Origin of the sequence: Halomonas sp. SCS19, from assembly GCF_040147015.1 — a bacterium.
GTDB lineage: Bacteria > Pseudomonadota > Gammaproteobacteria > Pseudomonadales > Halomonadaceae > Halomonas > Halomonas litopenaei.
In genome coordinates this window covers 84,183-109,561 of record NZ_JAMSHN010000001.1, presented here as the reverse complement: position 1 = coordinate 109,561, position 25,379 = coordinate 84,183, and the positions used below count along the sequence as shown (strand labels likewise).

The following is a 25,379-nucleotide window of genomic DNA, read 5'->3' as shown; positions in this document are numbered from 1 at the left end:
GCGTCTTGGGTGAGCGTATCGGTTGGGTGTGTCGGTCGGGCGTTTCGGGATGTGTTGTGGATGCCGACGTTTCAGTCGGACGAGCTCGACCGATCGCGCTTGAGCCGTCGCATCAACCAGGACTGGCTGACGCCAAGGTCCTGGGCTGCCTTGCGGGTGCTGCCGGCGCGGGACAGAGCGTCATCGATGGCCTGGCGTTCGATCTCGGCCAAGCGCTCGGGCAGGGGGCGGGAATCGTCCAGTGGCAGCGACAGAGCCCCGTCGCTTGGGCCGTCGTCTTGCCTGGAGCTCTTGCGCGAGCCGTTGAGGGAAACGCGGTCGGCAAGGCTAGCGGGCACAAGCTCCGGGTGGTCGAGGGCGAGATCGTCGATGCCGATGGTGTCGTCTTCACAGAACACGCTGAGCCGCTCGAGCAGGTTTTCCAGTTCGCGCACGTTGCCAGGCCAGGAGTGGTGGGTCAGCGCCCTCAGCGCGTCGCGCTCCAGGCTGATACGGCGCTTGTGGCGGCGGGATATCCTGGCCAGCAGCTGATTGGCCAGACCGGGGATGTCCTCGGCGCGCTCGCGCAGCGGTGGGATCTCGATGGGCACGATATTGAGTCGGTAGTACAGGTCGGCGCGGAAGCTGCCATCCCGCACCCGGGCGGCCAGGTCGGCGTTGGTGGCGGCGACGATACGTACCTCGGCCTTGCGCGGCTTGCCGCCCAGCGGGTGGTACTGACGTTCCTGCAGCAATTGAAGCAGTTTGGGCTGCAGCGTCAGCGGCAGTTCGCCTATCTCGTCGAGAAACAGGGTGCCGCCCTCGGCCAGGGCCACATAGCCGACCCGCCCGTCGCGATGGGCGCCGGTGAAGGCGCCGCTCTCGTGGCCGAACAGCTCGGCTTCCAATAGGGCCTCGGGGATCGCCGCGCAGTTGACGTGAATCAGCGGCTTGTCCGAGCGCGGGCTGAACTGGTGCAGGCGATTGACCAGCCAGCTCTTGCCGACGCCGGTCTCGCCGCTGAGCAGTACCGTGGTGTCACTGGCGGCGGCGCGCTCGAGGCGCTCCAGGCACCGGCGATAGCGTGGGCTGCGGCTGGACGAGGCGGGGCTGGCCTCCGTTGCTACCTGTTCCTGACGGATGCGCTTGAGCTGATGCATGACGTGATCGAGCAGCGCCTGGGTGGTGTCCGGCGAGCGCGAGGCCAGTACGTCGCGGTCCAGGTTGCGGGCCTGGACCAGCACCGCATCGGGTTCACCGGAGGGGTCGCCGCCCAGGTGAAACAGGCTGCCGTTGACCAGGTAGTCCTTGCCGCGATAACGGTGCACCACGCTGACCGGTCGCCGCTCCTCGATCACGAAGCGGGTGACCGAGGGCGAGAACACACCTTCCTCCTCGAGCCGGTAGACGTCGCTCTGGTAGAGGTGCTCCGCGCTGGCATCGAGCTGCGACAGGCTCGCCTGGTTGACCCACAGCGGGCGTCCCTTGAGGTCGGTGATGAAGATGCCGTCCTCGAGGGCGTTGAGGATGGCCAGTAGCTGTCGGGGCATGAGGGGGCCGTGGTTCATCGAGGCTCCAGGCAGGGTCGAGAACGTCAATGGTGTGCCGGGAGCGCGTGTTAGTAAAGCCAAGCCGGCGCCTCACGGCGCCGGCCTGGTGGATCAGTTACAGCAGCGGTGACGGTGGGCTCAGGTCCCCAGCTTGCTGAACAGATAGCCCCACAGCGCGCCTGCGATGATCACGAACAGCACCATGATGCCCCACACCTGGCGGTATTCGCGCACCAGCTCGCGGGCGCCATCGGGGCGGGCCAGGATGTCGCGGATGGTGGTATCGGACAGTCGCCTTGCACGAATGTCGTCGAATACCTTGAGCTCGTACTCGGAAGGCTGGCTCTTCAGTCCCACCGCGATCAGCGCCAGGGTGCCGAGCAGGATGGCCACCTGCAGGTTATCGATATGCAGCGGCAGGCTGACCAGACCGTGGCGCTCGAGTTCGCCCACCACGATGAAGGTGATCGAGCCCACCAGCATGCAGGCTAGCGCGGCGTTGGCGTTCATCCGACGCCAGTGCATGGCGGCGACGATGGTCGGCAGCCAGGCCACGGCAAAGATCGCGCCGGCGTAGATCGAGATCCAGTAGATGCCCGCCGGGCGCGAGATCGCCACGGCGCACACTACCAGCGCTACCACCGCCTGTGAGATGCGGCCGAGTACCACGCCCTTGCGTTCGCTGACCTCACGGTCGAACAACTTCTCGTAGAGGTCGCGGGCCAGGGCGAAGCCGGTCAGCACGAACAGTGTCGAGGCGGTGGACATGATCGACGCCATCAGGCCGGCCAGGCCGATACCGGCCAGGGTCGGGTTGGTGTGCTCCATGAAGCCGACGATCATGGCGCGGTCGGTGGGCTCGATGCCGGGCTGGATCACCTGCATGGCGCTGGCCGCCAGAAACACCAGCAGCTGCATGGCAGGGGCGAAGAACACGCCGATCACCGCCACCTTGAGGATGACGAAGTCGTTCTTGGCCGGAAAGACGCGGGACACCAGCGCCGGGGTGCAGGCAAAGAACAGGATCCACACCAGGAACTGGGAGATCGACCAGCCCAGCGGGCGGTCGTTGGCGCCCCCCACGGTCCAGAAACCGGGCAGGGTCTCGCCGAGGCCCTTCATCGCCTCGAAGCCGGCGTCGCCGATCAACATCGGTGCGATGACGAAGGCGATGGCCAGCATGGTGAAGAACATCATGGTGTCGGTGTAGACCACCCCGTACATGCCGGACAGCGAGCAGAACGCCAGCAGCGCCAGGGTGAAGGCGACGATGATCACCGGGAAGGGGATATCGATGATCTCGGCCAGCACCAGGCCGGCGCCGATCAGCTGGATGATGCCGTAGCCGAGCAGGCCGATCACCATCAGGATCAGTGCGACCACGCTGACCCACTTGTTGTTAAAGCGGTAGTCGAAGAAGTCCATCATGGTGCGGCAGTTCAGCGCCTTCAGCTTGCGACCGATGAACACCACCGCGATCAGGGTCCCGACCCAGGCGCCGAAGGAGCCCAGCGCCGCGATCACCAGCGGGCCTTCGCTGTAGGAGATGCCGGCGATCCCCATCAGGGTCACGGCGCTGAGGAAGGTGGCGGCCAGGGTTCCGACGATCAGCAATGTCGAGCCCTGCTCACCCATGACGTAGAAGTCGTCCTTGTTCTTGATACGGCGTGCCAGCAGGGCCGCCACCGCCACGTAGGCGGTCAGTACGATGGCGAAGATGGCCAGGGTCATGACAGGTCTCTCAGGTCAGATGAAGTCTTGTTGTGGTTGGTGGTGTCGGCCGAGGAGGAAGCCGCCGCCTCGTCCTTCAGGCGACGAATGGTCGGCCGGTATTCGCGCAGCAGGATGACGCCGACGATGACCACCGACAGGGCGGTGGTCAGAAAGGCGTTGGCAAACAGCAGCAGCACATGGGAGTTGATGTCCATAAGGTATCTCTTGTTGTGAATGGCCTGAGCGTCCGGGGAGCGAGTCGGCTGATCGGGCAAAGGGCCTTTGATGCTATTCCGACTCGGTGAATCGAAATCGATTCATTGTGGATTGTTCAGGGCGCTGATGGCGATCTCAGCCGCGCTCGGCGCGTGCCAGCACCGCGTCGCACAGCAGTTGGGTGCCCAGCGCGCAGTGCTCAGGCTCGGCGTATTCGGCCTCGTTGTGGCTGATGCCGTCGCGGCAGGGCACGAAGATCATCACCGTGGGGGTGACGTGGGACAGGTGCACGGCGTCGTGCCCGGCGCCGCTCATCATGCAGGGGGCGTCGAGCTCGCGCGCCTTGACGGCCTCGCGCAGGGAGTCGATCAGGGCGTCGTCGAAGGGGGTGACCGGAGAATGCCAGCGGCGCTCGAACGTCAGCTCCACTCCCTCGGCGTCGGCGGCGTCCCTGGCCAGACGTTCCAGTTCGGCATCCAGTGCATCGAGGCGTTCGTCGCTGACGTGGCGCAGGTCCAGCAGCAGGCGGACCTCGCCGGGGACCACGTTGCGCGAGGGCTCTACCACCTGGAAGTCGCCCACGGTCAGGCGCGCAGCGCCGTCCGGGTCCGCCATGACCACCTCGCGCATGCGCTGGATCATGGCGGTGGCGGCGAGCAATGGGTCACGGCGATAGCTCATCGGCGTGGGGCCCGCGTGGGCCGACTGGCCGCGCAGGCTCAGGTCGTACCAGCGGATGCCCTGGACCCCGGTGACGATGCCGAGGGGATGGCCCTGCTCCTCGAGCACCGGGCCCTGCTCGATGTGCAGCTCGAAGTAGGCGTCGAGCTCGGGTTCGCCCAGGGGCAGATCGCCGGCCTCGCCGCAGGCCGCGATGGCCTCGCCCAAGGTGACGCCCTTGCTGTCGCTGGCGCCGAAGAAGGTCGCCTCATCGAGGCGGCCGGTCCAGACGCCGCTGCCGCCCATGGCCGGGGCGAAGCGGCTGCCTTCCTCGTTGGTCCAGACGATCAATGACAACGGCCGGCGGGTGGTGATGGCGTTGTCGTGAAGGCTGCGCAGCACCTCCAGGCCCGCCAGTACCCCCAGCACGCCGTCGAAGCGTCCGCCCAGCGGCTGGGTATCCAGGTGGCTACCCATGGACACCGGGGGCAGGTGGTCCTCGCGTCCGGCACGCCGGATAAACAGGTTGCCGGCCTTGTCACGCTGCCAGGTGCAGCCCAGCGCCTCGACCCAGTTCAGCAGCAGACGGCGCCCATCGGCATCTTCAGGGGTCATGGCAAGGCGGCGGCTGCCGCCGTTGGGGGAAGGGCCGACCTCGGCCATCTGCATCAGGCTGTCCCACAGGCGGTTGGCGTCGATATCGATGGAGCGGTGGGGGATCGATGACATGGCAGGAGATTCCTTGTGATTTGGTGTTATGCCAAACCACCAAGCTATTCTCATGCCGTACTCAGAAAAATGTCTTTAAAACAAGCGCATAAAGATGAGATATGGCGCAAGGCGACGTCAAGAGTCACTGCGTGTAACGCGAGCGAGTCGATTTCGACTCGGTTTGCCGGCGGGGCTAGGCTCAGTCCGAAAAGTCGACGAGCGAAGGTTAGACAAGGCAAAAATCGGTGAGACAGCGCAGTTTACGTGGTGTAAATGAGCATGTTGACCGGGCTGGCGCACCAGCCGATTTTTAACGCCGTATTACCGAGCGCAGGCACTTTTCAGACGAGCCCTAGAAAGGGAGGTGGAACGAGGCCGTAATCATATTCAGATGCTCAAGCTCGGGGTCATTGACCTCCTCGAACTCGACCTGGCCGATCCAGCTGCGGGTCATCCAGCGGGCCCCGAGACCCTGGACCCGGGTGGAGCCACTGGTGGAATCGAAGGTGTTGCGACCGGTGACCGGATCGCTGACCCACTGGGCCATGCCGGTCTTGCCGTAGACGCCGAAGTGGCCGACACGGAAGCCGGCGACCAGGCTGCCCCCCAGGCTGGTCACGTCCTGGACATGCTGGCTGTCGCTGGAAGACATGGGGACGTCATCGCTTTGTCGATAGCGCAACTCGGCCCCCAGGTCCCAGCCGCTTTCCTGCTGCGGTGCCATGCCGGCGGTCAGGCGGAAGCCGGAGGTGTAGCCGTCGGGGGTGTGGACCTTGTCGCCCTGCACCAGGACGCCACTGTCGAGCCTGACGATTTCCTGGCCCATGCCGGAGAAGGCCGGGGTGGCCGAGTGGGCAGCGTCATTGTCGGCCAGCGGGTCGGCAGCGTCTTCGCTCGCCAGGACAGGGGCCGAGAAGGCGACAAGGGTCAGTGCCGCAAGCAGGCCCGCCAGCAAGGTGTGCGACGTGGGGTGTCGAGCGGGGAGAGAGGGCAAGCGACAAGCAGTCATCATGGTTGTCCTGGCGGAATAGCCTCCGCGGGTGGCACCTGATCGATCATGCTTCGGTTTTATTCAAGGGCTCGGCTCTCAATTCTAGACTCAGCCAACTTAAATCTCAGCAACCTCAGCTCTCACCTTGGCTCTCAATCTTGACGCGGCTCATTTTGAACGAGGCTGATCGAGAACACGGCGCAGTGTGAACGCTGCTCGTAGTGAACATGGCTCACAAAGGCAAGACCGTATGCGGGGACACGGACTTGTTCGAGGGCCGGCCCGGCAAGGTGATTCGAGTCGATATTCAGGTGGGAGTCGAATCACTGCCAACCGTTAAAATAGCAATCGCTTTTGTGTACCGCCAGCCTGGGCTTGCTCGTTTCAGGCATTCAGAAAGCGCCAATGCGCGTCGAGCTGGGGGCAAGGGAGGCCCAGGCGTGTGGCGGCCTCGCGCAGCGGGCCGAGGATGGCGTCGTGTTCGGTGGGCCTGCCGGCTTCGATATCCTGCAGCATCGAGGCACGGTTGGCGGCGGTCCGCTCGATGACCTGCCAGACCAGGGCGCGCCAGGCGTGGGTGCCATCGTTGACGTCGCTGGAGAGAACGTCGCTGGAGGGAACGTCGATGGCGGGAGCAGGGATCTCCAGTGACGCCAGGATCTGCGCCACCTCGTCGACGGTGGCGTCGACCATGTCGCGGTAAGGATGCCCGCGCAGCTCGCCATTGCGTAGTCGGTAGCGTGCCACCAGGGGGTTGATGGCGGCGTTCACCGCCAGCTTGTGCCACAGCCGGGTGGCGATATCGTCCACCGCCTCGGTGGCCAGGCCGGCGGCGCTCAGGGTGGTGGCCAGTGATCTGGCCAGGGCTTGGGTCTGGAGGGCTTGGGTCTGGAGAGCGTCAGTCCGGAGGGGTTGGGTATGGGGGCCGTGGCCTTCGCCTGGATGGCCGTCGAGGCCGCCGTCGAGATGACCGATGACGGTCTGACCCTGGCCGGCGTGGACGACGCTGTCGTCCGCCTTGATAAAGGCGCCCTCGGTGGTGGAGGCGCACAGCACCGGCCCGCTCCAGGTATCGGTCAAGGGTCGCTGCACGCGCAGCCCGTTCTGCCACAGCACCAGCGGTGTGGCGGCAGGCAGATGGTCGGCCACCGCAGCGAAGGCTGCCCTGGCGGCGTAGGCCTTGGTGGTCAGCATGACCTGGTCGACATCGACGCAGGCAAGGCGTGGCTCGGTGGTGGTGGCCAGTTCAAGGCGCTGGGTCGTGCCATCCGGTGAGGTCAGGGTCTGGATCGTCGGCAGCGGTCGTCGCCCCAGCAGGCGCACGCTCTGGCCGCCAGCGGCAAGCCGACAGGCCAGCAGGCGGCCGATGGCGCCGGGACCGATGATCAGTGTGGTCATGTGGTGCTGCCTTTACGGGAGGGGCGGCGTTTACGCCCGGCGCTGCGGCGTGGCGAGTTGGTGCGGCGGCCTCGCTTGCTGGCGGGGCCGGCTTCCGGCGACTCGCCCTGGGCGGCGCCGAGGGCGGCACTCAGCCGCTGACTGTCGGCGCTGCCCACCAGCGTGCGAAGGTCCTCGACCAGCTGGGCGACGAAGGGTTCCGGTTCGGCCTGGGCTTCGGCGATGCCTTCCAGCCGCTGTTCCCACAGGGCGGTGCGCTCCGGGCGGCTGACCGCTTCGGGCAGCGAGTGGATCAGACCCACCCCCAGGCGTGTGGCGCGCAGCGCCTTGGCCTTGCGCACCAGATAGCCGCGCTCCAGCAGCGTCTCGATGATGCCGGCACGGGTGGCCTCGGTACCCAGGCCGTCGGTTTCCCTGAGGGTGCGGCGTACCTCGGGGTCCTCCACGTAGCGGGCGATATTCATCATGGCCTTGATCAGGCTGGCATCGGTAAACGGCTCCGGTGGGCGCGTCTCGCGCTGTTCGACCTGGGCCTCCAGTGCCTGACAGGCTTCGCCCTCGACCAGCGCCGGCAACGGCGGTGGCTCGTCACGGGTGGTGAACAGGGGCTTCCAGCCGGGCACCAGCAGCGTCTGGCCGGAGGCCTGGAAGCGCTCGTCCAGCAGGCGGAACTCGGCCTTCACCTCCTGGGTTTCCAGCGCCGGATAGAACTGGGCCAGCACGTTGCGCGCGATCAGACGGAAGACGTCGGCTTCCTGACGCGACAGTCGCTCGGCAGCGAAGGGCTTGCCGGTGGGTGCCAGGGCGTGGTGGGCGCCGACCTTGGCGTCGTCGAAGGCGCGTGAGCGAAGCCCCATGTCGGCGTTGGCCAGCCAACCGGACAGGGTGGTGTCATCGCGACAGGCGCTGGCCAGTTGGCCCGGCAGGCTCGCCAGGTGTTCACGCGGCAGGTAGCGACAGTCCGAGCGCGGATAGGTGATCAACTGATGGCGCTCGTAAAGGCGCTGGCAGATGTCCAGCACCGCCTTGGCCGAAAGCCCGTGGCGGCGTGCCGCATCGACCTGCAGCGCCGACAGAGAGTAAGGCAAGGGCGGCGGCTGGCGACGACGACGGGAGTCCACGCTGCTCACCTGGCCTTCAGCACCCGGCAGGCGCTCTGCCAGCGTCTGAGCAGGAGCGGCGTCGAGCAGCCGACCGCGCTCGTCCAGGCGATGGGGCTCGCCGGGGACCCACCAGGCCTTCAAGGTGCCGGCGCCGACGCGCAGGTGAGCCCACAGCACATAGAAGGGGTAGGGCGTGAAATGACGGATCTCCTCATCGCGGCGCACCACCAGGCCGAGCACCGGCGTCTGCACGCGCCCCACCGACAGCACGCCATCGTGGCCCGCCTGGCGGCCGATCAGGGTCCAGGCGCGGGTCAGGTTGATGCCGTACAGCCAGTCGGCGCGGGCGCGGGTCTGGGCGGCGCGGTAGAGCGGGTAATACCTGGCATTGTCCTCGATCCGCCCGAGTGCTCGAGCCACCGCAGGCCGGTTGAGGTCGTTGATCAGCAGACGCTGGACGGGCCCCTTCCAGCCCAGGTGCTCGATCACCTCCTGGACCAGCAGCTGGCCCTCGCGGTCGGGGTCGCCGGCGTGCACCAGTTGGCGTGCCTGTTTCAGGCGCGCACGAATCACCGACAGCTGACCGCGGGCCTTGGGCCTGGGCACCAGCTTCCACTGACCGGGCACGATGGGCAGGTGGTCGCGTCGCCAGGGCTTGAAGGCCGGGTCGTAGGCATCCGGTGGGGCTTGTTCCAGCAGGTGGCCGAGGCACCAGGTGACCTCGGTGTCGCCGACGGACAGGTAGCCGTCTTTTTTCTGTGCTGCCCCGGGCAACGCCTCGGCGATGGAGCGAGCCAGGCTCGGTTTTTCCGCAATGATCAATCGCATAGCGCACCGGTGCGGGTGAATCGTCTGGATATTCTTCCAGTATGTGTGATGAGATGCCAGGTGTACCATGGAGTGAAAAGTGTACAAGTCCTATATCATTTTTGTGTGCAGATGCGGGTAAGGTGACCGTCTTGTGACGCGCTATCCTCCCGGTGAGGCCAGCGTTGCCAGCATCTTGCAGGGCGCCCGTACGGGCAGGAGGCAGCATGCGTCAGTCAGGCCGGACACGCCGGATGCTCGGGTTGTCCGCTCGTACCGGATCGACCCTGCTGCGCTCGAGAATCGGCGGCAAGGCCGATTGGCAGGCGCTCGGCGAGTCGCTGTTTGAAGGCCTTTCCGAGCTCAAGGGGCCGGCGATGAAGATCGCTCAGGTCATGTCCCAGTGGGATGACCTGCTGCCCCCGGCCCTGGCCGAAGAGCTTGCCCGGCTGCAGAAGGATGCTGCACCGGCGCCCTGGGCCGAGATCAAGGTGGCGCTTGAGGCAGAGCTCGGCGACCTCGATGCCCTGTTCGACGAGATCGAGCCCGAGCCCTTTGCCAGCGCCTCCATGGGACAGGTGCATCGAGCCTGGACCCGGGACGGTCGTACCCTGGTGCTCAAGGTGCAGTACCCGGGGCTTGATCGGGTGCTGGAACAGGACCTGGTGCAGGTCAGAAGGCTGCTGCGACTGGGTCGCTGGCTCAAGGTGTCCCAGGCACGCCTCGATGCTCTGTTCGACGAACTCGCCGATGGACTGCGGCGCGAGCTCGACTATCGCGCCGAAGCGGACGCACTGGAGCGCTACCGGCGGCGCTATGCCGATCACCCCGACCTGGTGATGCCGAAGCCCGTGAAGGAGCTCAGTGGTCCAAGGGTGCTGGCGATGGAGTATCTGCCGGGGACGCCCCTGCGTGACCTCGAAAGTGCCGACGATGCCCTGCGGCAGCGGGTGTCGCGCACCCTGGCGGACTGGATCACCGAGGAGCTGTTCACCCACCATGAACTGCACGCCGATCCCCACGCCGGCAATTTTGCCGTCGATGAACAGGGCCGGCTGGTGGTGTATGACCTGGGCGCCGTGATCGCGGTCCCCCGGGAGCGGCTGGCCGGTCTGGTGGCGCTGCTTGGGGCAACCCTGGACGGTGACCCCATGGCCATGGATGAGGCCGTGCGCGGGCTCGGCGGTCGACAGGGAGAGGGCGCGCCGCTGGCGCTGTATCGCGAATCCGCGGAAGCGGTGTCGCCGCTGTTCGCGCCCGGTGAGCAGGACTTCGGCGATGTACGGGTGCATCGGCGTCTGCGCGAGCTGAGCCCCCGGGTATGGGGCGCGCTGGACCGCCTGCAGCCCCCTGCCGGCATGCTGTTGCTGGCGCGTACGCTCAATGGTCATTACTGGAACCTGGTGCGGCTCGAGGGGCGCCTGGACATGCATTCACGGAGTGCACAGTTGCTGGATGCCTACGCCGTCTGAGGCGCGGGTCTGCCCAGCCGGTGCATGCACTGTTAGACTGTGCCGTTTTCAATTTCGGGGAGATAGCGATGCTGGCGTTATGGGTGGATCAACTGCTGGGTTTTGCCGCGGGCGCCCTGGCAGCCATTCGGCAGGATGAACGCTATCCGAGCTTGATGAGCTGGGCGCGCGAGGAGGGGCCTGCCTGCGTGGGCGGTGACAAGGCCCTGGCCCAGGCGCTGGCTCCCGAACTGTGGTCCCAGACGCCCCTGGCACGTCTCGACTTCGCCTGTGAAACCCTGGCACGCCCTGGCCGCAACGAACCTTGCTGGTGCGACTCTGGACGCAAGATGAAGCAGTGCTGCGGCGCCGTCTGCCTGCCCGGTCACCTGCCGCCTCATCTGATGTGGATGCTGTCGCTGAGGGAGTGGAAAGGGGAGACGCTGAAGGCTGCCCTGGCCAGTGGTCGCGCCCCTGCCCAGGCGCTATTGGAGGCAGGGCTGATCGCCGCCGAATCGGGCCAGCGGGGACGTGCCCAGCAGATCCTCGAGTCACTGTTCGACAATGCCGACTGGGAGCGCCTGCCGGAACAGGCCGAGCCCGCCTTCGAGATCCTGCTGGACCTTTTCCAGGAGCGCGGTTTCCACCGCAAGCGCGAGGCGCTGCTGGACGAGGTGCTGGAGCGGGGACCGATGTTCCTGCGTGGCGTGGCGCTGGAGCGGCTGTGTCTGATGCACCTGGACAACGACGATCTCGACAGTGCTCGCTCCGCCTTCGTGCGTGCCCAGCAGGCCCTTCCCGATTCGCCGACCCTGGCCTATATCGAGGCCATGCTGCTGCTCCACGAAGGTCACGACGAGGAAGCCATGGAGCGCTCGCGCTTCTGGCTACGGCGGCTGACCCGCCAGGGTGATCTGGACCCCGACCAGCTGCAGTTCCTGGCGGACCTGGCCGACAACCCCGGCGCCACCCTGGCCGATCAGCTGCTGTGCGCCGAAGAGGATCTCGGCGAGCCCCTGGTGGGCCTGCAGACCCTGCTGGCGGAGTTGCCGCCGCCCCCGCCGATCAAGGTGGTGGAGGAAGACGGGCAGTTGCTGTATCGCTCCACGGCGCGGGAGGACACGCTGTTCGCCGCCTTCCAGGAGGGTTTCCAGGTCGACGTGGACCCGGATGCGCCGATGGGCTTTCTCGGAGATCCCTGGTTCAATGCCGCAGCCTGGTTGCCGGCGCTGTGCGCCAACCCCGAACAGCTTGATTCACCGGCGGTACTGCAGTCGGTGTCGCTGGCGCTGACCAGCCGTTTTGGCAGTCTGCCGTGGATGGCCCCGAGTCTGTTCGAGCCCCTGGCCGAGCGTCTCGAACGCTGGCTTCTGCAGATTCGTCAGAGTGGCGACGGCGCCTTCCAGTGGGACCAGGAAGACAACGCCCAGCTTCTGCGGGCGGGGCTTGCGCTGGTGGTGGGCATGGAACGCGGCTCCCGCCAGCACTCGCGGGAACTGGCCGAGCTGCTGCTGTCGCTGGACGAGCAGGACAGTCTGGGGCTGCGCGAGCTGGTGCTCGACCAGTTGCTGCGTGAAGGCCGCGACGACGAGGCGCTGGAGATCAGCCGCCAGGCCCTGGAGGTCGGTCCTGCCGATGACGAGACGCCGCTGCTGGGCATGTACATGGGGCAGGTGCTGGCGCTGTACCGACTGGGCCAGCTCGACGACGCGGCCCTGGCATTGGAGAGCGCCCAGCGCCACAACGCCCACGCGGTGGCGCTTCTCTGCAGCGACAACCCCAAACGTGGCGCCATCCCCGGCAATGGCCAGCTGGCCGAGCCCGGCACCCGCGCCGAGGCCTGGCAGTACCGTACCCTGATGCGCGATCAGTGGCGCAGCACACCGGGCGCACTGGCCTGGCTGGAAGAGCGCAGCGGACGGCGCGGTTGATCGCAAGCCCCGCTCAAGGGGCGTACTACAAGGCGGCTTCAGCAATGGGGGGTGATCGCTGCCTGCGCTGGATGACGGCTCCGGCTGAGCCTGGGGGCGCGTAGCGCCGAAGGTCTACTCAGACCCCCAGTTTCGGGGCCAAACGCTGAAGCATCATGGAAAAAGAGGGCCGACAACGTCGGCCCTCTTTTGGTTATGCACGCTGCATCGATGGCGTCATGTCTTGTCGAGGCTGACGGCGTGATCCCCTGGGTCGCGCACATGGTGTCGCCAGACCCACAGCGCCATCAGGATGGCCGGTACGCCCAGCGCCGAGGCCAGCACGAAGAAGCTCGGGTAGCCCATTCCCTCCACCACCAGCCCGCCAAAGCCTGACAGGAACTTTCCGGGCAGCGTCATCAACGACGAGAACAGGGCGTACTGGGTGGCCGTGTAGGCCCGCGAGGTCAGGCTCGACAGGAAGGCGATGAACACCGCGCTTGCCAGGCCATTGCTGAGGTTGTCGCCGACGATAGTGAGCACCAGCAGCGAGTGCTGGGCGCCACTGAGCGCCAGCCAGGCGAACATCAGGTTGGTCAGCACGGTGGCCGTAGCGCCGAGCACCAGGATGCGTCCGATGCCGTAGCGCACCACCAGTACCCCGCCGACCAGTCCGCCGATGAGACTCATGATGACGCCGAACACCTTGGTCACGGTGGCGATGGTGTCGAGGCTGAAGCCCAGGTCGACGTACAGCGGATAGGCCATCGAGGCCATCGCCAGGTCGCTGATGCGATAGATGCCAATAAACAGCAAAAGTCCCAGTGCGCCCAGTCCGAAGCGGCCGAAGAAGTCGAGAAAGGGGCAGACCACGGAGCCGATCAACCAGGCGCCGGTGCGCCGGACCCATGCGGGCCGGCCGCGGCTGGCGCGCAGGAAGGCGCGCACCCGGGGCTCCTTGGCCAGGCGACTGGCCAGCGGTTGGCGCGGCGGCTCGGGGCGCAGCAGTACGGTGATCATGCCCACCGCCGTCAGTGCCGCCATGCACTGGTAGGACACCTGCCAGGAGAAGGCCGACGCCAGATACAGCGCCCCTGCACCGGCCATGATCAGGCCGCCGCGATAGCCGATGATGTAGGTGGACGCCATCGCCGCCTGGACCTCGTCCTCGGCCGACTCGATACGAAAGGCGTCGATGGCGATGTCCTGGGTAGCCGAGCCGAAGGCCACCATCAGCGCAAACAGCGCCACCGCGCCGAGCTGGGAGGCCGGGTCGAGTGACGAAAGGCCCAGCAGGCCGCCCATGATCAGCGCCTGGCCGGCAAGCATCCAGCTGCGCCGCTGGCCCAGCAGGCGGGTCAGCAGCGGCAGGCGGAAGGCGTCCACCACCGGTGCCCAGAAGAACTTTATCGAGTACAGCAGTCCAATCCACGAGAAGAAACCGATGGCGGCAACCTCGACCCCGCTGGTACGCAGCCAGGTGGTCAGGGTGGAGAACACCAGCAGAAAGGGAAGGCCCGCAGAAAAGCCCAGAAACAGCATGGCCAGCACGGGTAGTCGCAGGTAGACGCGCAGGGCGTCGACCCAGGGATGCTGGCCGGACGAGGTGGGCATGGATAGCCTCCTTGCAGTTGGTCGGCCACAGGCCGCCTTCCGAATGGTAAAATGCGCGCAACATCTCGGTGCGGCTCGACGAATTGTTGCAAAGCCGCAGGGGCGATACCAGCGGTGATCATCAAGGGCCGTCGGCAACGCACCGGGAACCGCGTCAATGACAGGCGATACTGCCGGCTTGGTGGCTGGTGGTGGTTGAGTCTGGAAGGAGTCACATGAGTCACAGCAATATCGAGGCGGGCCTGGGGGGCGATGCCACCCCGCGCTGGTACGTGGTCCAGTGCAAGGGCGGAGAGTCGTTCCGGGCCGCCGAGCATCTGGCCAACCAGGGATACGAGCTCTTTCATCCGGTGCTGGAGGTGCAGAAGAAGCGCCGCAACAAGCTGACCTGGGTCGAGGAGCCGCTGTTCCCCTACTATCTGTTTCTGCGGCTCGACCAGGTCGAGAGCAACTGGCGCCCGATTCGCTCGACCCGCGGAGTGTTGAAGATCGTGACCTTCGGGCTGTCGATGCCGGTGCCGGTCAGTGATGAGCTGATCGACCTGCTGCGCCAGCACGGCGAAGCCAAGGACGACGATCCTGGCCAGCTTTACTTCCGGGCCGGAGAGTCGGTGGAGATCACCGACGGACCCTTCAAGGACCTCAAGGCGGTGTTCGAGAGCCACAAGGGCGAAGAGCGGGCGATCGTGCTGCTCAACATGCTGCATCGCCAGCAGCGCCTGGAAATGCCCGTCGCCGCGCTCAAGCGCCAGGACTGATGTCGACCCCAAGGAGCCCGAGATGAGAATTTCTCCCCAGTGTGTGGTGCGTCTGCACTATGTCCTGAGCAACCAGCAGGGCGACGTCCTGGACGATTCCTGGAAGCGCGATGAGCCGCTGGAGTATCTGCACGGTCACGGCAACCTGATGGAAGGCCTCGAGCGCGCCCTGGTCGACGCCGAGGTCGGCAGCCGCCTCAGCGTCACCCTGTCCCCGGCCGAGGCCTATGGCCTGCGCGACGAGTCGCTGGTGCGCGAGGTGGGGCGCCAGGCCTTTCCCGGCACCGATCTGCGCCCCGGCATGTGCTTCCAGACTCCCGGCGATGCCGGCCCGCAGATCGTCAGCGTGGTGGAGGTCAAGGGGGACAGCGTGGTGGTGGACACCAACCACCCCCTGGCCGGGGAGACCCTGTCGTATCGCCTCGAGGTGCTCGAAATTCGCCAGGCCACCCGCGCCGAACTGGCCAAGGGGCACCCGCTGCCGCCCGGCACCGAGGCCTCCGAGGTGGAGGACCGCAAGGTCCTCTAGGGCTTGCCTGAAAAGTGCCTGTGCTCGTCGACGTTTCGCACAAGGCCCGGTAGCGGTACCTGGAGGCGCTTTCGCTGAAAGGGTGCCACAGACGACGAAAAAGCCGCCTGTTGTAGGCGGCTTTTTCGTAAGAAATGGCGGGCCGATGTCTCATGGCGTCCCTTGACGCAGGTCAGCACAATTCTGGGGCCGACCGGGTACCATGAATTCATCGACACAGAGACAGGAGGGCAGCGCCATGTACGTCGACAACGCCGTCATTTTCGGGCTGGGTGCCGTCGCTCTCTCTGTGGCCTTCATGGCCGGCTGGATCGCTTTTATCATCCGCGACGCTCACCGTCGCAAGCGATAGCCGTCAACCAGCGTCAGGGGAGGGGGAGTCATCCCCCTTTTTCAACCGACCCTTCGGGGTCGGTTTTTTTTTTGGTTCTTTGCACCTGAGCGCACCTGAACTCGCATGAATTTCTCTGGACCCGCCTGCCAGGCGCGCCGCGACAAGCCGCGGCGCGCCAGGCGGGGCCTTAAAGGGCGATGCGCTGCTTGAGGAACTCGACGATCTCGTCGGCGGGCACCATGGTGGCCTCGCTGTCACGGCGACCCTTGTACTCGAGCTCACCCTTGTCGAGGCTGCGATCGCCCACCACCAGCCGATGGGGCAGGCCCATCAGTTCCTGATCGGCGAAGCGCACGCCGGGACGCAGATCACGATCATCCAGCAGCACGTCGAAGCCGGCGGCGCTGAGTTCGTCGTGCAGGCGCTCGCTGGTCTCGCGCACGCGCTGGGACTTGTGGGCGTTCATCGGCACGATGGCGATATGGAAGGGGGCGATGGCGTCGGGCCAGATGATCCCGCCCTGGTCGTGGTTCTGCTCGATGGCCGAGGCCACCACGCGGGTGATGCCGATGCCGTAGCAGCCCATCCAGGGGTGAACCGCCTTGCCTTCGTCGCCCAGTACGGTGGCGTTCATCGCCTCGCTGTACTTGCGACCGAGCTGGAACACGTGGCCTACCTCGATGCCGCGCTTGATCGACAGCACGCCCTTGCCGTCGGGTGACGGGTCACCCTCGACCACGTTACGCAGGTCGGCGACCTTGGGCAGGGCCACGTCGCGCTCCCAGTTGATGCCGAAGTAGTGCTTGCCGTCGACGTTGGCACCGGCGCCGAAGTCGCTCATCAGCGCCACGCTGCGATCGATGACGATCGGCATCTCGAGCCCCACCGGGCCCAGCGAGCCGGGGCCGGCGCCCACGGCGGCGCGGATCTCTTCTTCGCTGGCCATGGTCAGCGGCGTCGCCACCTCCTCGAGGTGCTCGGCCTTGACCTCGTTGAGTTCATGATCACCGCGCACCAGCAGCGCCACCAGGCCGCCCTCGTGGCCGTGCACCATCAGGGTCTTGATGGTCTTCTCGATGGGCAGGCCGTGCTGCTCGACCAGGGTGGCGATGGTCTTGGCATTGGGGGTGTCGACCAGCCTCAGCTCCTCGGCGGGCTCGGCGCGGCGGGCATCGCTGTCCAGGGGCGCAGGCAGGGCCTCGGCCTTTTCCATGTTGGCGGCGTAGTCGGACTCGGTGGAGAAGACGATATCGTCCTCGCCGGAGTCGGCCAGTACGTGGAATTCGTGGGAGCCGGTACCGCCGATGGAGCCGTTGTCGGCGATCACCGGACGGAAGTCGAGACCCAGGCGAGTGAAGATGCGCACGTAGGCGTCGTACATCTTCTGGTAGGTGTCCTTGAGCGAGGCCTCGTCCAGGTGGAAGGAGTAGGCGTCCTTCATGATGAACTCACGCGAGCGCATGACCCCGAAGCGCGGACGGATCTCGTCACGGAACTTGGTCTGGATCTGGTAGAAGTTGGCCGGCAGCTGCTTGTAGCTGGCGATCTCCTTGCGTACCAGGTCGGTGATCACCTCTTCGTGGGTCGGGCCGACGCAGTAGTCACGCTGGTGTCGATCCTTCAGGCGCAGCAGTTCCGGACCGTACTGCTCCCAGCGGCCGGACTCCTGCCACAGCTCGGCCGGCTGCACCGCCGGCATCAGCAGCTCCTGGGCGCCGGCACGGTCCATCTCCTCGCGCACGATACGCTCCACCTTGCGCAGGGTGCGAAGGCCCAGCGGCAGCCAGGTGTACAGGCCGGAGGTGAGGCGGCGAATCATGCCCGCGCGCAGCATCAGCTGGTGGCTGATGACCTCGGCGTCGGCAGGAGTTTCCTTCAGGGTACTGATCAGAAGTTCGGTGGCGCGCATGGGTCCGCAGGTTCCTTCACATCGAGTCTGGTAAGCGCTGGAGGCGAGCAGGGCAGCGGGCTGTCCCGTCGATGGCCGTCGAGGGGCATCCTCGGCGACTCGCATCCGGCCATGAAAGTGACGTGCATTGTACGGGGAAGGTGTCATGCCGGCAAAAGCAACCGCCACCGTTGGTGGCGACAAGGAGCGAAGGGTGGCGAACGTGGTAGGATGCGCATGAGTTTTATCATGCTGGGCAGCGGTCGAGTCGTTGTCGGCACCGCTTTCCGTCATTTATGCCAGATTACTGCAAGAGGAAGTTGTTCATGCTGCGTCCGCCCCGTCTGCTTACCGGCCTGGTGCTTGCCACCACCCTGACCTCGCTCGTCGGCTGCGGCACCGTCTTTCACCCTGAACGCAAGGGGCAGATCAGTGGTCGCATCGACCCGGTGGTGGCGGTGGCCAACGGCGTCGGCCTGCTGTTCTTTATCGTGCCCGGGGTGATCGCCTACGCGGTGGACTTCTCCAACGGCACCATCTACCTGCCGGGTACGGGCTCCGCCAGCGTCGATTCTCTGCCCATGGGCGAGGGACGCGATCTGGCGAGCCTCGAGCGGCTGGTCAGCGAACGTGTCGGTACCGAGGTCAAGCTGAGCGACGAGCTGGTGCGTGTCGAGCAGGTCGAGAGCCTGGATGAGGCCCTGGCCATGGTGCGCATGGCCAGTGACGAGGCGACCCACGCTGGCCGTGGTTTGCCAGCCCGTGCCTTGCCAGCCAGTACCTCGCCCGACAGCGTGTCGCTGGACGGCTGAGATCGATCACGCCGGGTGCGCGCGCAGCACCCGGCGGCTGCTCCTGTGGTTCTTCCCTTGTCTTGTGATTCTTCCATCGCCGCCTGAGCGGCCGCCCCCGCAGCATCCTTCCCGCAATCTCTACCGCCCCCGACTCAGCGCCTGCGCTGCAGTCTCAGCACGATCAGCCCCGCCACCAGGCCCCAGAAGGCCGAGCCGATGCCCGCCAGGGTCAATGGCGATGCGGTGATGGCGAAGGTGACCAGCACCGCGTCCAGGTTGTCGCCGTCGCTGAAGGCGGTACGTAGCGCACCGCCCAGGGTGGCCATCAGCGCAAGTCCCGCCACCACCGCGATCATGGCGCTGGGCAGGGCGTCGAACAACGACGCCACCGTCGCCCCCAGGGCGCCCAGCAGCAGATAGCCCATTCCCGCCGCAATGCCGGCGGTGTAGCGTCGCCCAGGCTCGCGGTGGGCCTCTTCGCCAAGGCAGGGGGCCGCGCTGATCGCCGCCATGTTGACGCCGTGGCCACCGAAGGGTGCCATCAGCAGCGACGCCAGGCCGGTGGCCCCCAGGCTTGCCGCCACCGGCGGCGTAAAGCCCGCGCTTCTGACCATGGCGAACCCCGGCAGGTTCTGGGTGGTCAGGGTGACCGCGAACAGCGGTATGCCGATACCCAGGCACACCACAGGATCGAAGGCCGGGGTCACCCAGGCGGGACGGGTCAGACTCACGGCAACACCCGCCAGACTCAAGTCGCCGCGGCCCAGGCACAGCGCCACCCCCGCGGCCAGGACCGTGACGATGGCCAGGCGTGGCGCCAGGCGGCGGCACAGCATCCATACACCCAGCAGAGCCAGCGGCAGCCAGGGGTCCGTCTGCACGGTGGTGAAGACTTCCAGCACGAAGGGCAACAGGATGCCGGCCAGCATGGCCGAGGCGATCGACGCCGGCACCACCGCCATGATGCGCTCGACCAGGCCGCTGGCGGCGACGGCGAGCATCAGCAGCGATGACAGCAGGAAGGCACCGACGGCCTGGTCGAAGGGCACGCCGGGCAACTGGGTCACCAGCAACGCCGCCCCGGGCGTCGACCAGGCGGTCAGCAGCGGCATGCGATAGCGCCAGGACAGCCCCAGCGATGTCACACCCATGCCGATGCCCAGGGCCCACATCCAGGAGCCGATCTGGGCCTGATCGATAGCGGCGGCCTGGGCCGCCTGGAAGATGATCGCGGCGGAACTGGCGTAGCCGATCAAGACCGCGGCGAACCCGGCGGCCAGCGTGGAGGGATGAAGGTCGTCGAGCATCTTCGGGCGATGCGTCTGGCCAGCCTTGGCGGCCAGTGAACTTGGCGAAGCTTTCATGAGACGGTCCAGAAAAAGCCAGGGGAAACCGCGGAGCGGGTACATTGGTGTTTGTGCGTTATAACGTCCAAGGCTAGTAGTGGACGTTATAACGCACAAGCATGCTGAAGTGAGAGAAGAGAGAAGAGACGAGGAACAAGAGAAGAGGAACAAGAGGCAGGAGTCGTGGCGCGTGAGGTGTGGTGTGCAGACCGCAAGCGACGGCGGGCCAGGGGCGTAAACCTTGCGTATACTGGGCCGACCTTTCTGGAGGCCGCCATGCAGGATATTGCCGACCATATCGCCACCACCCTGAAGGGACTGCGCCAGGCTCAGGGCTGGAGTCTCGAGCGTGCCGCTCGCGAAACCGGCGTCAGCAAGGCCATGCTCGGCCAGATCGAGCGTGGCGAGTCGAGTCCCACCGTCGCCACGCTATGGCGCATCGCCAGCGGCTTTCGGGTCAGCTTCTCGTCGCTGTTCGGGAGCCCGACACGGGCCATGGACGGCCCTCTGGAAGAACGGCGCGTGAGCATCGACGATTCGGTATGGGGCAGGGACAGCGCCGGCATGCGCGCCAAGCTGCTGTTTCCCTACGATCCCATGCTGGGTTTCGAGATGTTCGAGATCGAGCTGGCTGAAGGTGCCGAGAGCGCTTCGAGTCCCCATGCGCCGGGGGTGGTGGAGCATCTGGTGGTGGTGGAGGGCGAGCTGGTGCTGGCCATCGACGACGACTGGCATCTGTTGAAGGCGGGGGAGGGGCTGCGCTTCTTCGCCGATCGTCCCCACCTGATGCGCAATGAGGGGCCGGGGACGCTGCGCTTTCACGATGTGATCCACTATCTACCCGGCGCGGCCAGCGACGGTTCCGGTTGAAGCTCGTCCCGTCACGTCGTCAGAGTGCTTTCCGTTGCGCTCCTTGTTCCAATTGCTCCAGCGCCTCGGGTCGATAGCGCTCGAGCAGGGCCCATAGCCTTGCCGCGCTGTCGGCGTCTGGCTGGCCATCGAAGTTCGCCGGTCGAAAGTGCAGTTGGAAGGCCCGCAGGGTGGCGCGACTGGCGTCATCCCACACGCCACTGGCTTCGATCCCGTAGCCCCAGGCGGCCAGCGCCCGCTGCCATTCGATCAGCGCCGGTGGTTCACGCTCGAAGCGGCTGCGGTAGTGGGCGACGCGCGGGGCCTCGGGCCAGGCGCCGATGCCGGCCTCGTGAAGCTTGCGCCAGGGAAAGGCCGGCCCCGGGTCGAGCTTGCGCAGCGGTGCCACGTCGGAGTGCGCCAGCACGTGCTCCGGGGCGATCCGGTGACGCTCGATGATATCCCGGGCCAGCGGAATCAAGGCGTTGAGCTGGTCATCGGGGTAGCTTGCCCAGCGCACCGGACCCTCGGGGGCGTCTAGCTCGCTGCCGACCCAGGGGCGATCGGGCCCCTGGTTGACGATCTCGATGCCGATGGAGGTGTCGTTGAGCCCCACGCGATTGCCCCAGCGGCTGGCGCCGGCGTGCCAGGCACGGCGGCTCTCGGGCACCAGCTGGAACACCACCGGGGTATTCTGCAGGCGGCGTGTGGGCAGCGGCACCAGGTAGTGGCTCGATACCCGGGGCCCGGTCAGGGCGCGCAGGGAGTCGGCCTGGTTCTCGTCGGTGTAGTGCAGGATCAGAAAGTGCACGCGGCTATTGTGGCCTCGGGCCGGATGGCGATGGTCCACCACATAGCCGTCGCGCGGCTCCAGGGCGGGGCCCCGCTGGATCAGCGCTTCGGTGGCCAGGCCGCCGGCAAGGTCGCAGCCGGCAAGCCCCAGCAGCGACACCAGCAGGGTACCGGCGATCAGCCCAGGCCTGCGTCGATCGCGGAGATGCCCCGGCGGAGTCACGAAGGCCGTGGCGTTTTTCCTTGTGCACTTCCCTGTCCACCCGGTCAGCCACCTGGTCATGCACTTTGGCATCCGTTCTGTCATCCGCCTTGGCCTCCGAGCCACAGTCGCACCAGCAGGCCAAGCACCAGGGTGCTAGTGACGCTGGCCAGGGTTCCCAGCAGCACATACTCGGTCAACTTGCGGTCTCGGCTCTCCTTCAGGTCACCAAAACGCAGCACGGACTTGGCCGCCAGCAGAAAGCCGACGGCGGTGAGTTGGTCGAGCAGGGTCAGGGTCAGTACCAGCAGGCGCTCGAGGATGCCGATGCGGGCGCCGGCCCGATCCAGCGTACCGGGTGCCTTGAGTTGTCGAGCCAGGGGGGCCATGGCCAGGGCGATGGCGACCGCCATGGGCCGGGTGACCAGCAGATAGGCGAGCAGCAGGAGCAGCGAGGACGGTGTACTCAGGTGTGCAAGCATCGCTGTCAGTGGCGACAGGCTACCGACGAGCCACAGCCACACCACCACGATGGTCGCGCCGTGCAGGCCCTGGTCGAGCATGAACAGGCCAAGTTGCCGGGTGGGCCAGCGTCGCGTTGCCTCGGCCTTGGCGGCATCGATCGTCCAGTGGGCGAGCCCCAGCATCATGGCCGCCAAGGTGGCGTTGATGCCGTCGTCGATACCGGCGACAGACCGCAAGGCGCACAGCACAAGCCAGGCAAGGGCAGCATGCACCAGAGCATGCAGTGCCAGACTGGGACTGCGTATGCCGCGGGCCTGTCTATCCGCTACCCAGCGGTCCGGTTGCAGCACGAAGTCGCCAAGCAGGTGCGCCAGCAGCAGGGCCAGTAGAAGCGACAGCGACGACGATGACGCTGGTGCGAGATCCAGGACCAGAGTGTTCATGTGCGCTCCTGCGCCGCCGACGCCAGACAGGCCAGAGTATCGCTCAGCAGTGCCCAACGGGCGGTTTTCAGGCGCTTGTGGACACTGGGCTGGCGGATGCCCAGTCGGCCGGCCATCTCGGCCTGGGTCAGCTCGGGCTCGGCCAGGCTGAGGGCCACCACCTGAGCGGAGGGGCTGGACCAGGCGTCGATCATCTCGTCGAGATAGCGTATCAGCAGCGACTCGGCGGTGGTCCCGGACGGGGCGAAGCCAAGGTGAGCGCCATTGGCGGACAGACCGTCCAGGGCCTGCCCTGAGGCCATGAAGGGGGGATCATCGGCGTCGGCCAGGGGGGCGCCAGGGGCCCAGTCCGCCGGGCCCCGGGCGACGGCGACACGAGCGTCCCAGCGTTCGTGGGCTGGACTCTGGCCGATCAGGCTGGCGCGCAATGCCACCGCCGCCTCAAGGCCCCGGTCGCCCTGGCGGATGGCCAGTTGGAAGCCATCGCCACGAAAGCGGTGGAAGTCGCCGTCGTGGCGTCTGGCCAGGGCCCCGAGGGTGTCATCGAGGCAGCGGTAGAGGGCCTCGCGATCACGTTGACGAGAGGCAATCAGGTCGCCGGTGAGTACAGCGATGATGGGATCGGACATGACGCGGATGGCTCCGTGGTGAGCGCGGATAGCGCTAGAGACCTATTACGCCTATTTATAGCTCTTTTCGGCTATTTTCTCACGAAATTGCCTGATGTGGTTATTGCGGGCGACGGCTAGGTGGTGCCAACTGTCCGGTCCCCCAGCAACACCATGGTCAGCGCGCCAGTTCGCGCATCGCTTCATCCAGTCCCTCCAGCGTCATGGGATACATGCGCTCGTGGATCAGCTCGCGAATCAGCCGGGTCGAAGGAGTGTACTCCCAATAGCGTGGTGGGTTGGGGTTGAGCCAGACCAGTCGCGGGTAGCGCTCGGCCAGGCGCCTGAGCCAGACCCCGCCCGGTTCCTCGTTGAAGTGCTCCACGCTGCCGCCGGGATGGGTGATCTCGTAGGGCGACATCGACGCATCGCCGACCACCACCACCTGATAGTCGGCACCGTAGGTGCGCATCAACTCCCAGGTCGAGAAACGCTCCTTGTGGCGTCGGGCGTTGTTGCGCCAGACGCCCTCGTAGAGGCAGTTGTGGAAGTAGAAGTGCTCCAGGTGCTTGAACTCGGAGCGCGCCGCCGAGAACAGCTCCTCGCAGACGCGGATGTGGTCGTCCATGGACCCGCCCACGTCGAGAAACAGCAGCACCTTGACCGCGTTGTGACGCGGCGGGCGCATGCGCAGGTTGAGCAGACCGGCGTCCCGTGCGGTATCGCGGATGGTGGCGTCGATGTCGAATTCCTCGAGCGCCCCCTGGCGGGCGAAGCGACGCAGGCGACGCAGCGCCATCTTGATGTTGCGCGGCCCCAGCGCCTGGTCGTCGTCGTAGTCGCGAAAGCGCCGCTCGTCCCAGACCTTGACCGCACGCCGATGGCGCGAGCCATCCTGGCCGATGCGTACGCCCTCGGGATTGTAGCCGTAGGCGCCGAAGGGGCTGGTGCCGCCGGTGCCGATCCACTTGTTGCCGCCGGCGTGGCGCTCCTTCTGCTCGGCCAGGCGTTGCTTGAAGGTCTCGATCAGCTTTTCAAGCCCACCCAGCGACTGGATCTGAGCTTTCTCCTCGTCGCTGAGCTGACGCTCGAATTCACGGCGTAGCCATTCGTCCGGGATCAACGCATCGATGGCCGCATCGAGGCCTTCCACCGACCCCATCCAGGTGGCAAAGGCGCGATCGAAACGGTCGAAGTGGCGCTCGTCCTTGACCATCACGGTACGCGCCAGCTGGTAGAAGTCGTCGATATCGGCGAATACTACGCCGGCTTCGACGGCGGCGTGCAGATCCAGCAGCTCGCGCAACGAGACGGGCACCTGGTGGCGGCGCAGGGTGTCGAACAGATCGAGAAACATCAGCGACCCTGACGCCGCACCATGAAGGCGAGGCGCTCCAGCAGAGCGGTGTCCTGCTCGTTCTTGACCAGGGCGCCGGCCAGCGGCGGCAGGCTCTTGGCCGGATCACGCTGGCTCAGGGCCTCGCGGGCGACCTCGTCGGCCATCAAAAGCTTCAGCCAGTCGACCAGTTCCGAGGTCGACGGGCGCTTCTTGAGCCCCGGCGCCTCGCGCAGCTCGAAGAACACCTCCAGCGCCTGGCTGACCAGTCGCGGCGCGATATCCGGGAAGTGCACAGCGACGATGCGCTCCATGGTGGCGCGGTCGGGAAACTCGATGTAGTGGAAGAAGCAGCGGCGCAGGAAGGCGTCGGGCAGCTCCTTCTCGTTGTTGGAGGTGATCACCACGATGGGCCGGTGACGGGCGCGAATGGTCTCTCCGGTCTCGTAGACGAAGAATTCCATGCGATCGAGTTCCTGCAGCAGGTCGTTGGGGAACTCGATGTCGGCCTTGTCGATCTCGTCGATCAACAGCACCACCCGTTCGTCGGCGGTGAAGGCTTCCCACAGCTTGCCCGGACGCAGGTAGTTGGCGACGTTGTCGACGCCTTCCACGCCAAGCTGGGAGTCGCGCAGGCGACTGACCGCGTCGTACTCGTAGAGCCCCTGGGCGGCCTTGGTGGTGGACTTGATGTGCCAGGTGACCAGCCGGGTGCCGAGCGAGGCGGCGAGCTCCTCGGCCAGCAAGGTCTTGCCGGTGCCCGGCTCACCCTTGATCAACAGCGGGCGCTTCAGCGTTACCGCGGCATTGACGGCCTGCTTGAGGGCATCCGTGGCGACGTAGGTGGAAGTCGAGTCAAACGCCATGGGCGAGGATCCTGAATAACGAAGTGGCAACGAAGTGATTTCAAACGAGTGTACGGTAGCCCCGTG

General features: G+C 66.2%; 22 protein-coding genes and 1 pseudogene. 7 read left to right on the top strand and 16 right to left on the bottom strand.

The features are described from left to right. Window positions 1-71: 71 nt before the first annotated feature. From NFH97_RS00415 to NFH97_RS00385, 7 genes are all read right to left on the bottom strand, one after another. On the bottom strand, window positions 72-1,547 hold the full coding sequence (locus NFH97_RS00415; protein ID WP_349624204.1) for a sigma-54 interaction domain-containing protein: 1,476 nt from the start codon (window positions 1,545-1,547) through the stop codon (window positions 72-74). 120 nt (window positions 1,548-1,667) lie between these two features. After that, the gene (locus NFH97_RS00410; protein WP_045993192.1) at window positions 1,668-3,260 is read right to left on the bottom strand and encodes a sodium:solute symporter family protein; all 1,593 of its coding nucleotides are present in this window, start codon (window positions 3,258-3,260) and stop codon (window positions 1,668-1,670) included. Beyond that, complete coding sequence (locus NFH97_RS00405) at window positions 3,257-3,457, bottom strand: hypothetical protein (protein WP_045993193.1); 201 nt, start codon at window positions 3,455-3,457, stop codon at window positions 3,257-3,259. The genes NFH97_RS00410 and NFH97_RS00405 overlap by 4 nt, the downstream gene beginning before the upstream one ends. Before the next feature lie 136 nt (window positions 3,458-3,593). Beyond that, window positions 3,594-4,847: a M20 family metallo-hydrolase gene (locus NFH97_RS00400; protein ID WP_349624202.1), complete on the bottom strand. Its 1,254-nt coding sequence runs from the start codon at window positions 4,845-4,847 to the stop codon at window positions 3,594-3,596. 334 nt (window positions 4,848-5,181) lie between these two features. Beyond that, window positions 5,182-5,841 carry an outer membrane beta-barrel protein gene (locus NFH97_RS00395; protein WP_349624200.1) on the bottom strand — a complete coding sequence of 220 codons (660 nt, stop codon included), beginning with the start codon at window positions 5,839-5,841 and terminating at the stop codon, window positions 5,182-5,184. 363 nt (window positions 5,842-6,204) lie between these two features. Continuing rightward, window positions 6,205-7,218 carry a ketopantoate reductase family protein gene (locus tag NFH97_RS00390; RefSeq protein ID WP_349624199.1) on the bottom strand — a complete coding sequence of 338 codons (1,014 nt, stop codon included), beginning with the start codon at window positions 7,216-7,218 and terminating at the stop codon, window positions 6,205-6,207. Beyond that, window positions 7,215-9,149 (bottom strand): DNA topoisomerase III, encoded by a 1,935-nt coding sequence (locus tag NFH97_RS00385; RefSeq protein WP_349624198.1) that lies wholly within the window; start codon window positions 9,147-9,149, stop codon window positions 7,215-7,217. The genes NFH97_RS00390 and NFH97_RS00385 overlap by 4 nt, the downstream gene beginning before the upstream one ends. A 206-nt stretch (window positions 9,150-9,355) precedes the next feature. Between NFH97_RS00385 and NFH97_RS00380 the strand changes: the two genes are divergently transcribed. Continuing rightward, window positions 9,356-10,600, top strand: a complete 1,245-nt coding sequence (locus NFH97_RS00380; protein WP_349624197.1) for an ABC1 kinase family protein — start codon at window positions 9,356-9,358, stop codon at window positions 10,598-10,600. Window positions 10,601-10,668: 68 nt separating this feature from the next. Then, the gene (locus tag NFH97_RS00375; protein ID WP_349624196.1) at window positions 10,669-12,510 is read left to right on the top strand and encodes an SEC-C metal-binding domain-containing protein; all 1,842 of its coding nucleotides are present in this window, start codon (window positions 10,669-10,671) and stop codon (window positions 12,508-12,510) included. A gap of 216 nt (window positions 12,511-12,726) precedes the next feature. On the opposite strand, the gene NFH97_RS00370 is transcribed toward NFH97_RS00375, so the two are convergent. Further along, entirely contained in the window at window positions 12,727-14,103 is a 1,377-nt protein-coding gene (locus NFH97_RS00370; protein WP_349624195.1) for an AmpG family muropeptide MFS transporter, read from the bottom strand. A 215-nt stretch (window positions 14,104-14,318) separates the two neighbouring features. Here NFH97_RS00370 and rfaH point away from each other — a divergent pair, with 215 nt between their 5' ends. The 3 genes from rfaH to ccoM all read left to right on the top strand — a co-directional run bounded on the left by rfaH (window position 14,319) and on the right by ccoM (window position 15,742). After that, window positions 14,319-14,861, top strand: coding sequence for a transcription/translation regulatory transformer protein RfaH (gene rfaH / locus NFH97_RS00365; protein ID WP_045994239.1), 543 nt, complete (start codon window positions 14,319-14,321; stop codon window positions 14,859-14,861). Window positions 14,862-14,883: 22 nt separating this feature from the next. Next, window positions 14,884-15,390 carry an FKBP-type peptidyl-prolyl cis-trans isomerase gene (locus NFH97_RS00360; RefSeq protein WP_222516999.1) on the top strand — a complete coding sequence of 169 codons (507 nt, stop codon included), beginning with the start codon at window positions 14,884-14,886 and terminating at the stop codon, window positions 15,388-15,390. A 238-nt stretch (window positions 15,391-15,628) separates the two neighbouring features. Further along, window positions 15,629-15,742 (top strand): cytochrome c oxidase subunit CcoM, encoded by a 114-nt coding sequence (gene ccoM, locus NFH97_RS00355; RefSeq protein WP_286985057.1) that lies wholly within the window; start codon window positions 15,629-15,631, stop codon window positions 15,740-15,742. Window positions 15,743-15,911: 169 nt separating this feature from the next. Here ccoM and NFH97_RS00350 read toward each other — a convergent pair whose 3' ends face one another. Further along, on the bottom strand, window positions 15,912-17,633 hold the full coding sequence (locus tag NFH97_RS00350; RefSeq protein ID WP_045994237.1) for a proline--tRNA ligase: 1,722 nt from the start codon (window positions 17,631-17,633) through the stop codon (window positions 15,912-15,914). 305 nt (window positions 17,634-17,938) lie between these two features. Here NFH97_RS00350 and NFH97_RS00345 point away from each other — a divergent pair, with 305 nt between their 5' ends. Beyond that, window positions 17,939-18,424 (top strand): hypothetical protein, encoded by a 486-nt coding sequence (locus tag NFH97_RS00345; RefSeq protein ID WP_231498637.1) that lies wholly within the window; start codon window positions 17,939-17,941, stop codon window positions 18,422-18,424. A 134-nt stretch (window positions 18,425-18,558) separates the two neighbouring features. On the opposite strand, the gene NFH97_RS00340 is transcribed toward NFH97_RS00345, so the two are convergent. Beyond that, complete coding sequence (locus tag NFH97_RS00340; RefSeq protein ID WP_083970565.1) at window positions 18,559-19,770, bottom strand: benzoate/H(+) symporter BenE family transporter; 1,212 nt, start codon at window positions 19,768-19,770, stop codon at window positions 18,559-18,561. 258 nt (window positions 19,771-20,028) lie between these two features. On the opposite strand from NFH97_RS00340, the gene NFH97_RS00335 reads away from it, so the two are divergent. After that, the gene (locus NFH97_RS00335; protein ID WP_045994260.1) at window positions 20,029-20,622 is read left to right on the top strand and encodes a helix-turn-helix domain-containing protein; all 594 of its coding nucleotides are present in this window, start codon (window positions 20,029-20,031) and stop codon (window positions 20,620-20,622) included. Between the two features lie 19 nt (window positions 20,623-20,641). On the opposite strand, the gene NFH97_RS00330 is transcribed toward NFH97_RS00335, so the two are convergent. From NFH97_RS00330 to NFH97_RS00310, 6 genes and pseudogenes are all read right to left on the bottom strand, one after another. Beyond that, window positions 20,642-21,676 carry an N-acetylmuramoyl-L-alanine amidase gene (locus NFH97_RS00330; RefSeq protein WP_349624193.1) on the bottom strand — a complete coding sequence of 345 codons (1,035 nt, stop codon included), beginning with the start codon at window positions 21,674-21,676 and terminating at the stop codon, window positions 20,642-20,644. 20 nt (window positions 21,677-21,696) lie between these two features. Beyond that, window positions 21,697-22,503, bottom strand: coding sequence for a DUF3307 domain-containing protein (locus NFH97_RS00325; protein WP_348827924.1), 807 nt, complete (start codon window positions 22,501-22,503; stop codon window positions 21,697-21,699). Further along, window positions 22,500-23,132 carry a hypothetical protein gene (locus NFH97_RS00320; RefSeq protein WP_349624192.1) on the bottom strand — a complete coding sequence of 211 codons (633 nt, stop codon included), beginning with the start codon at window positions 23,130-23,132 and terminating at the stop codon, window positions 22,500-22,502. The genes NFH97_RS00325 and NFH97_RS00320 overlap by 4 nt, the downstream gene beginning before the upstream one ends. Before the next feature lie 157 nt (window positions 23,133-23,289). Next, on the bottom strand, window positions 23,290-24,273 hold the full coding sequence (locus tag NFH97_RS00315; RefSeq protein WP_502878706.1) for a vWA domain-containing protein: 984 nt from the start codon (window positions 24,271-24,273) through the stop codon (window positions 23,290-23,292). A gap of 57 nt (window positions 24,274-24,330) precedes the next feature. Continuing rightward, a pseudogene (locus NFH97_RS21185) lies at window positions 24,331-24,468 on the bottom strand (hypothetical protein); the annotation flags it as partial. Continuing rightward, complete coding sequence (locus NFH97_RS00310; RefSeq protein ID WP_108132724.1) at window positions 24,468-25,313, bottom strand: AAA family ATPase; 846 nt, start codon at window positions 25,311-25,313, stop codon at window positions 24,468-24,470. The pseudogene NFH97_RS21185 and the gene NFH97_RS00310, both read right to left, overlap by 1 nt. Between the last annotated feature and the right edge of the window lie 66 nt (window positions 25,314-25,379).

Bases quoted from the DNA above. Each gene is read 5' to 3' on its own strand.
- NFH97_RS00415 (WP_349624204.1), bottom strand. From the start codon at position 1,547: ATGAACCACGGCCCCCTCATGCCCCGACAGCTACTGGCCATCCTCAAC.
- NFH97_RS00410 (WP_045993192.1), bottom strand. From the start codon at position 3,260: ATGACCCTGGCCATCTTCGCCATCGTACTGACCGCCTACGTGGCGGTG.
- NFH97_RS00405 (WP_045993193.1), bottom strand. From the start codon at position 3,457: ATGGACATCAACTCCCATGTGCTGCTGCTGTTTGCCAACGCCTTTCTG.
- NFH97_RS00400 (WP_349624202.1), bottom strand. From the start codon at position 4,847: ATGTCATCGATCCCCCACCGCTCCATCGATATCGACGCCAACCGCCTG.
- NFH97_RS00395 (WP_349624200.1), bottom strand. From the start codon at position 5,841: ATGATGACTGCTTGTCGCTTGCCCTCTCTCCCCGCTCGACACCCCACG.
- NFH97_RS00390 (WP_349624199.1), bottom strand. From the start codon at position 7,218: ATGACCACACTGATCATCGGTCCCGGCGCCATCGGCCGCCTGCTGGCC.
- NFH97_RS00385 (WP_349624198.1), bottom strand. From the start codon at position 9,149: ATGCGATTGATCATTGCGGAAAAACCGAGCCTGGCTCGCTCCATCGCC.
- NFH97_RS00380 (WP_349624197.1), top strand. From the start codon at position 9,356: ATGCGTCAGTCAGGCCGGACACGCCGGATGCTCGGGTTGTCCGCTCGT.
- NFH97_RS00375 (WP_349624196.1), top strand. From the start codon at position 10,669: ATGCTGGCGTTATGGGTGGATCAACTGCTGGGTTTTGCCGCGGGCGCC.
- NFH97_RS00370 (WP_349624195.1), bottom strand. From the start codon at position 14,103: ATGCCCACCTCGTCCGGCCAGCATCCCTGGGTCGACGCCCTGCGCGTC.
- rfaH (WP_045994239.1), top strand. From the start codon at position 14,319: ATGAGTCACAGCAATATCGAGGCGGGCCTGGGGGGCGATGCCACCCCG.
- NFH97_RS00360 (WP_222516999.1), top strand. From the start codon at position 14,884: ATGAGAATTTCTCCCCAGTGTGTGGTGCGTCTGCACTATGTCCTGAGC.
- ccoM (WP_286985057.1), top strand. From the start codon at position 15,629: ATGTACGTCGACAACGCCGTCATTTTCGGGCTGGGTGCCGTCGCTCTC.
- NFH97_RS00350 (WP_045994237.1), bottom strand. From the start codon at position 17,633: ATGCGCGCCACCGAACTTCTGATCAGTACCCTGAAGGAAACTCCTGCC.
- NFH97_RS00345 (WP_231498637.1), top strand. From the start codon at position 17,939: ATGCTGCGTCCGCCCCGTCTGCTTACCGGCCTGGTGCTTGCCACCACC.
- NFH97_RS00340 (WP_083970565.1), bottom strand. From the start codon at position 19,770: ATGAAAGCTTCGCCAAGTTCACTGGCCGCCAAGGCTGGCCAGACGCAT.
- NFH97_RS00335 (WP_045994260.1), top strand. From the start codon at position 20,029: ATGCAGGATATTGCCGACCATATCGCCACCACCCTGAAGGGACTGCGC.
- NFH97_RS00330 (WP_349624193.1), bottom strand. From the start codon at position 21,676: ATGACCAGGTGGCTGACCGGGTGGACAGGGAAGTGCACAAGGAAAAAC.
- NFH97_RS00325 (WP_348827924.1), bottom strand. From the start codon at position 22,503: ATGAACACTCTGGTCCTGGATCTCGCACCAGCGTCATCGTCGTCGCTG.
- NFH97_RS00320 (WP_349624192.1), bottom strand. From the start codon at position 23,132: ATGTCCGATCCCATCATCGCTGTACTCACCGGCGACCTGATTGCCTCT.
- NFH97_RS00315 (WP_502878706.1), bottom strand. From the start codon at position 24,273: ATGGGGTCGGTGGAAGGCCTCGATGCGGCCATCGATGCGTTGATCCCG.
- NFH97_RS00310 (WP_108132724.1), bottom strand. From the start codon at position 25,313: ATGGCGTTTGACTCGACTTCCACCTACGTCGCCACGGATGCCCTCAAG.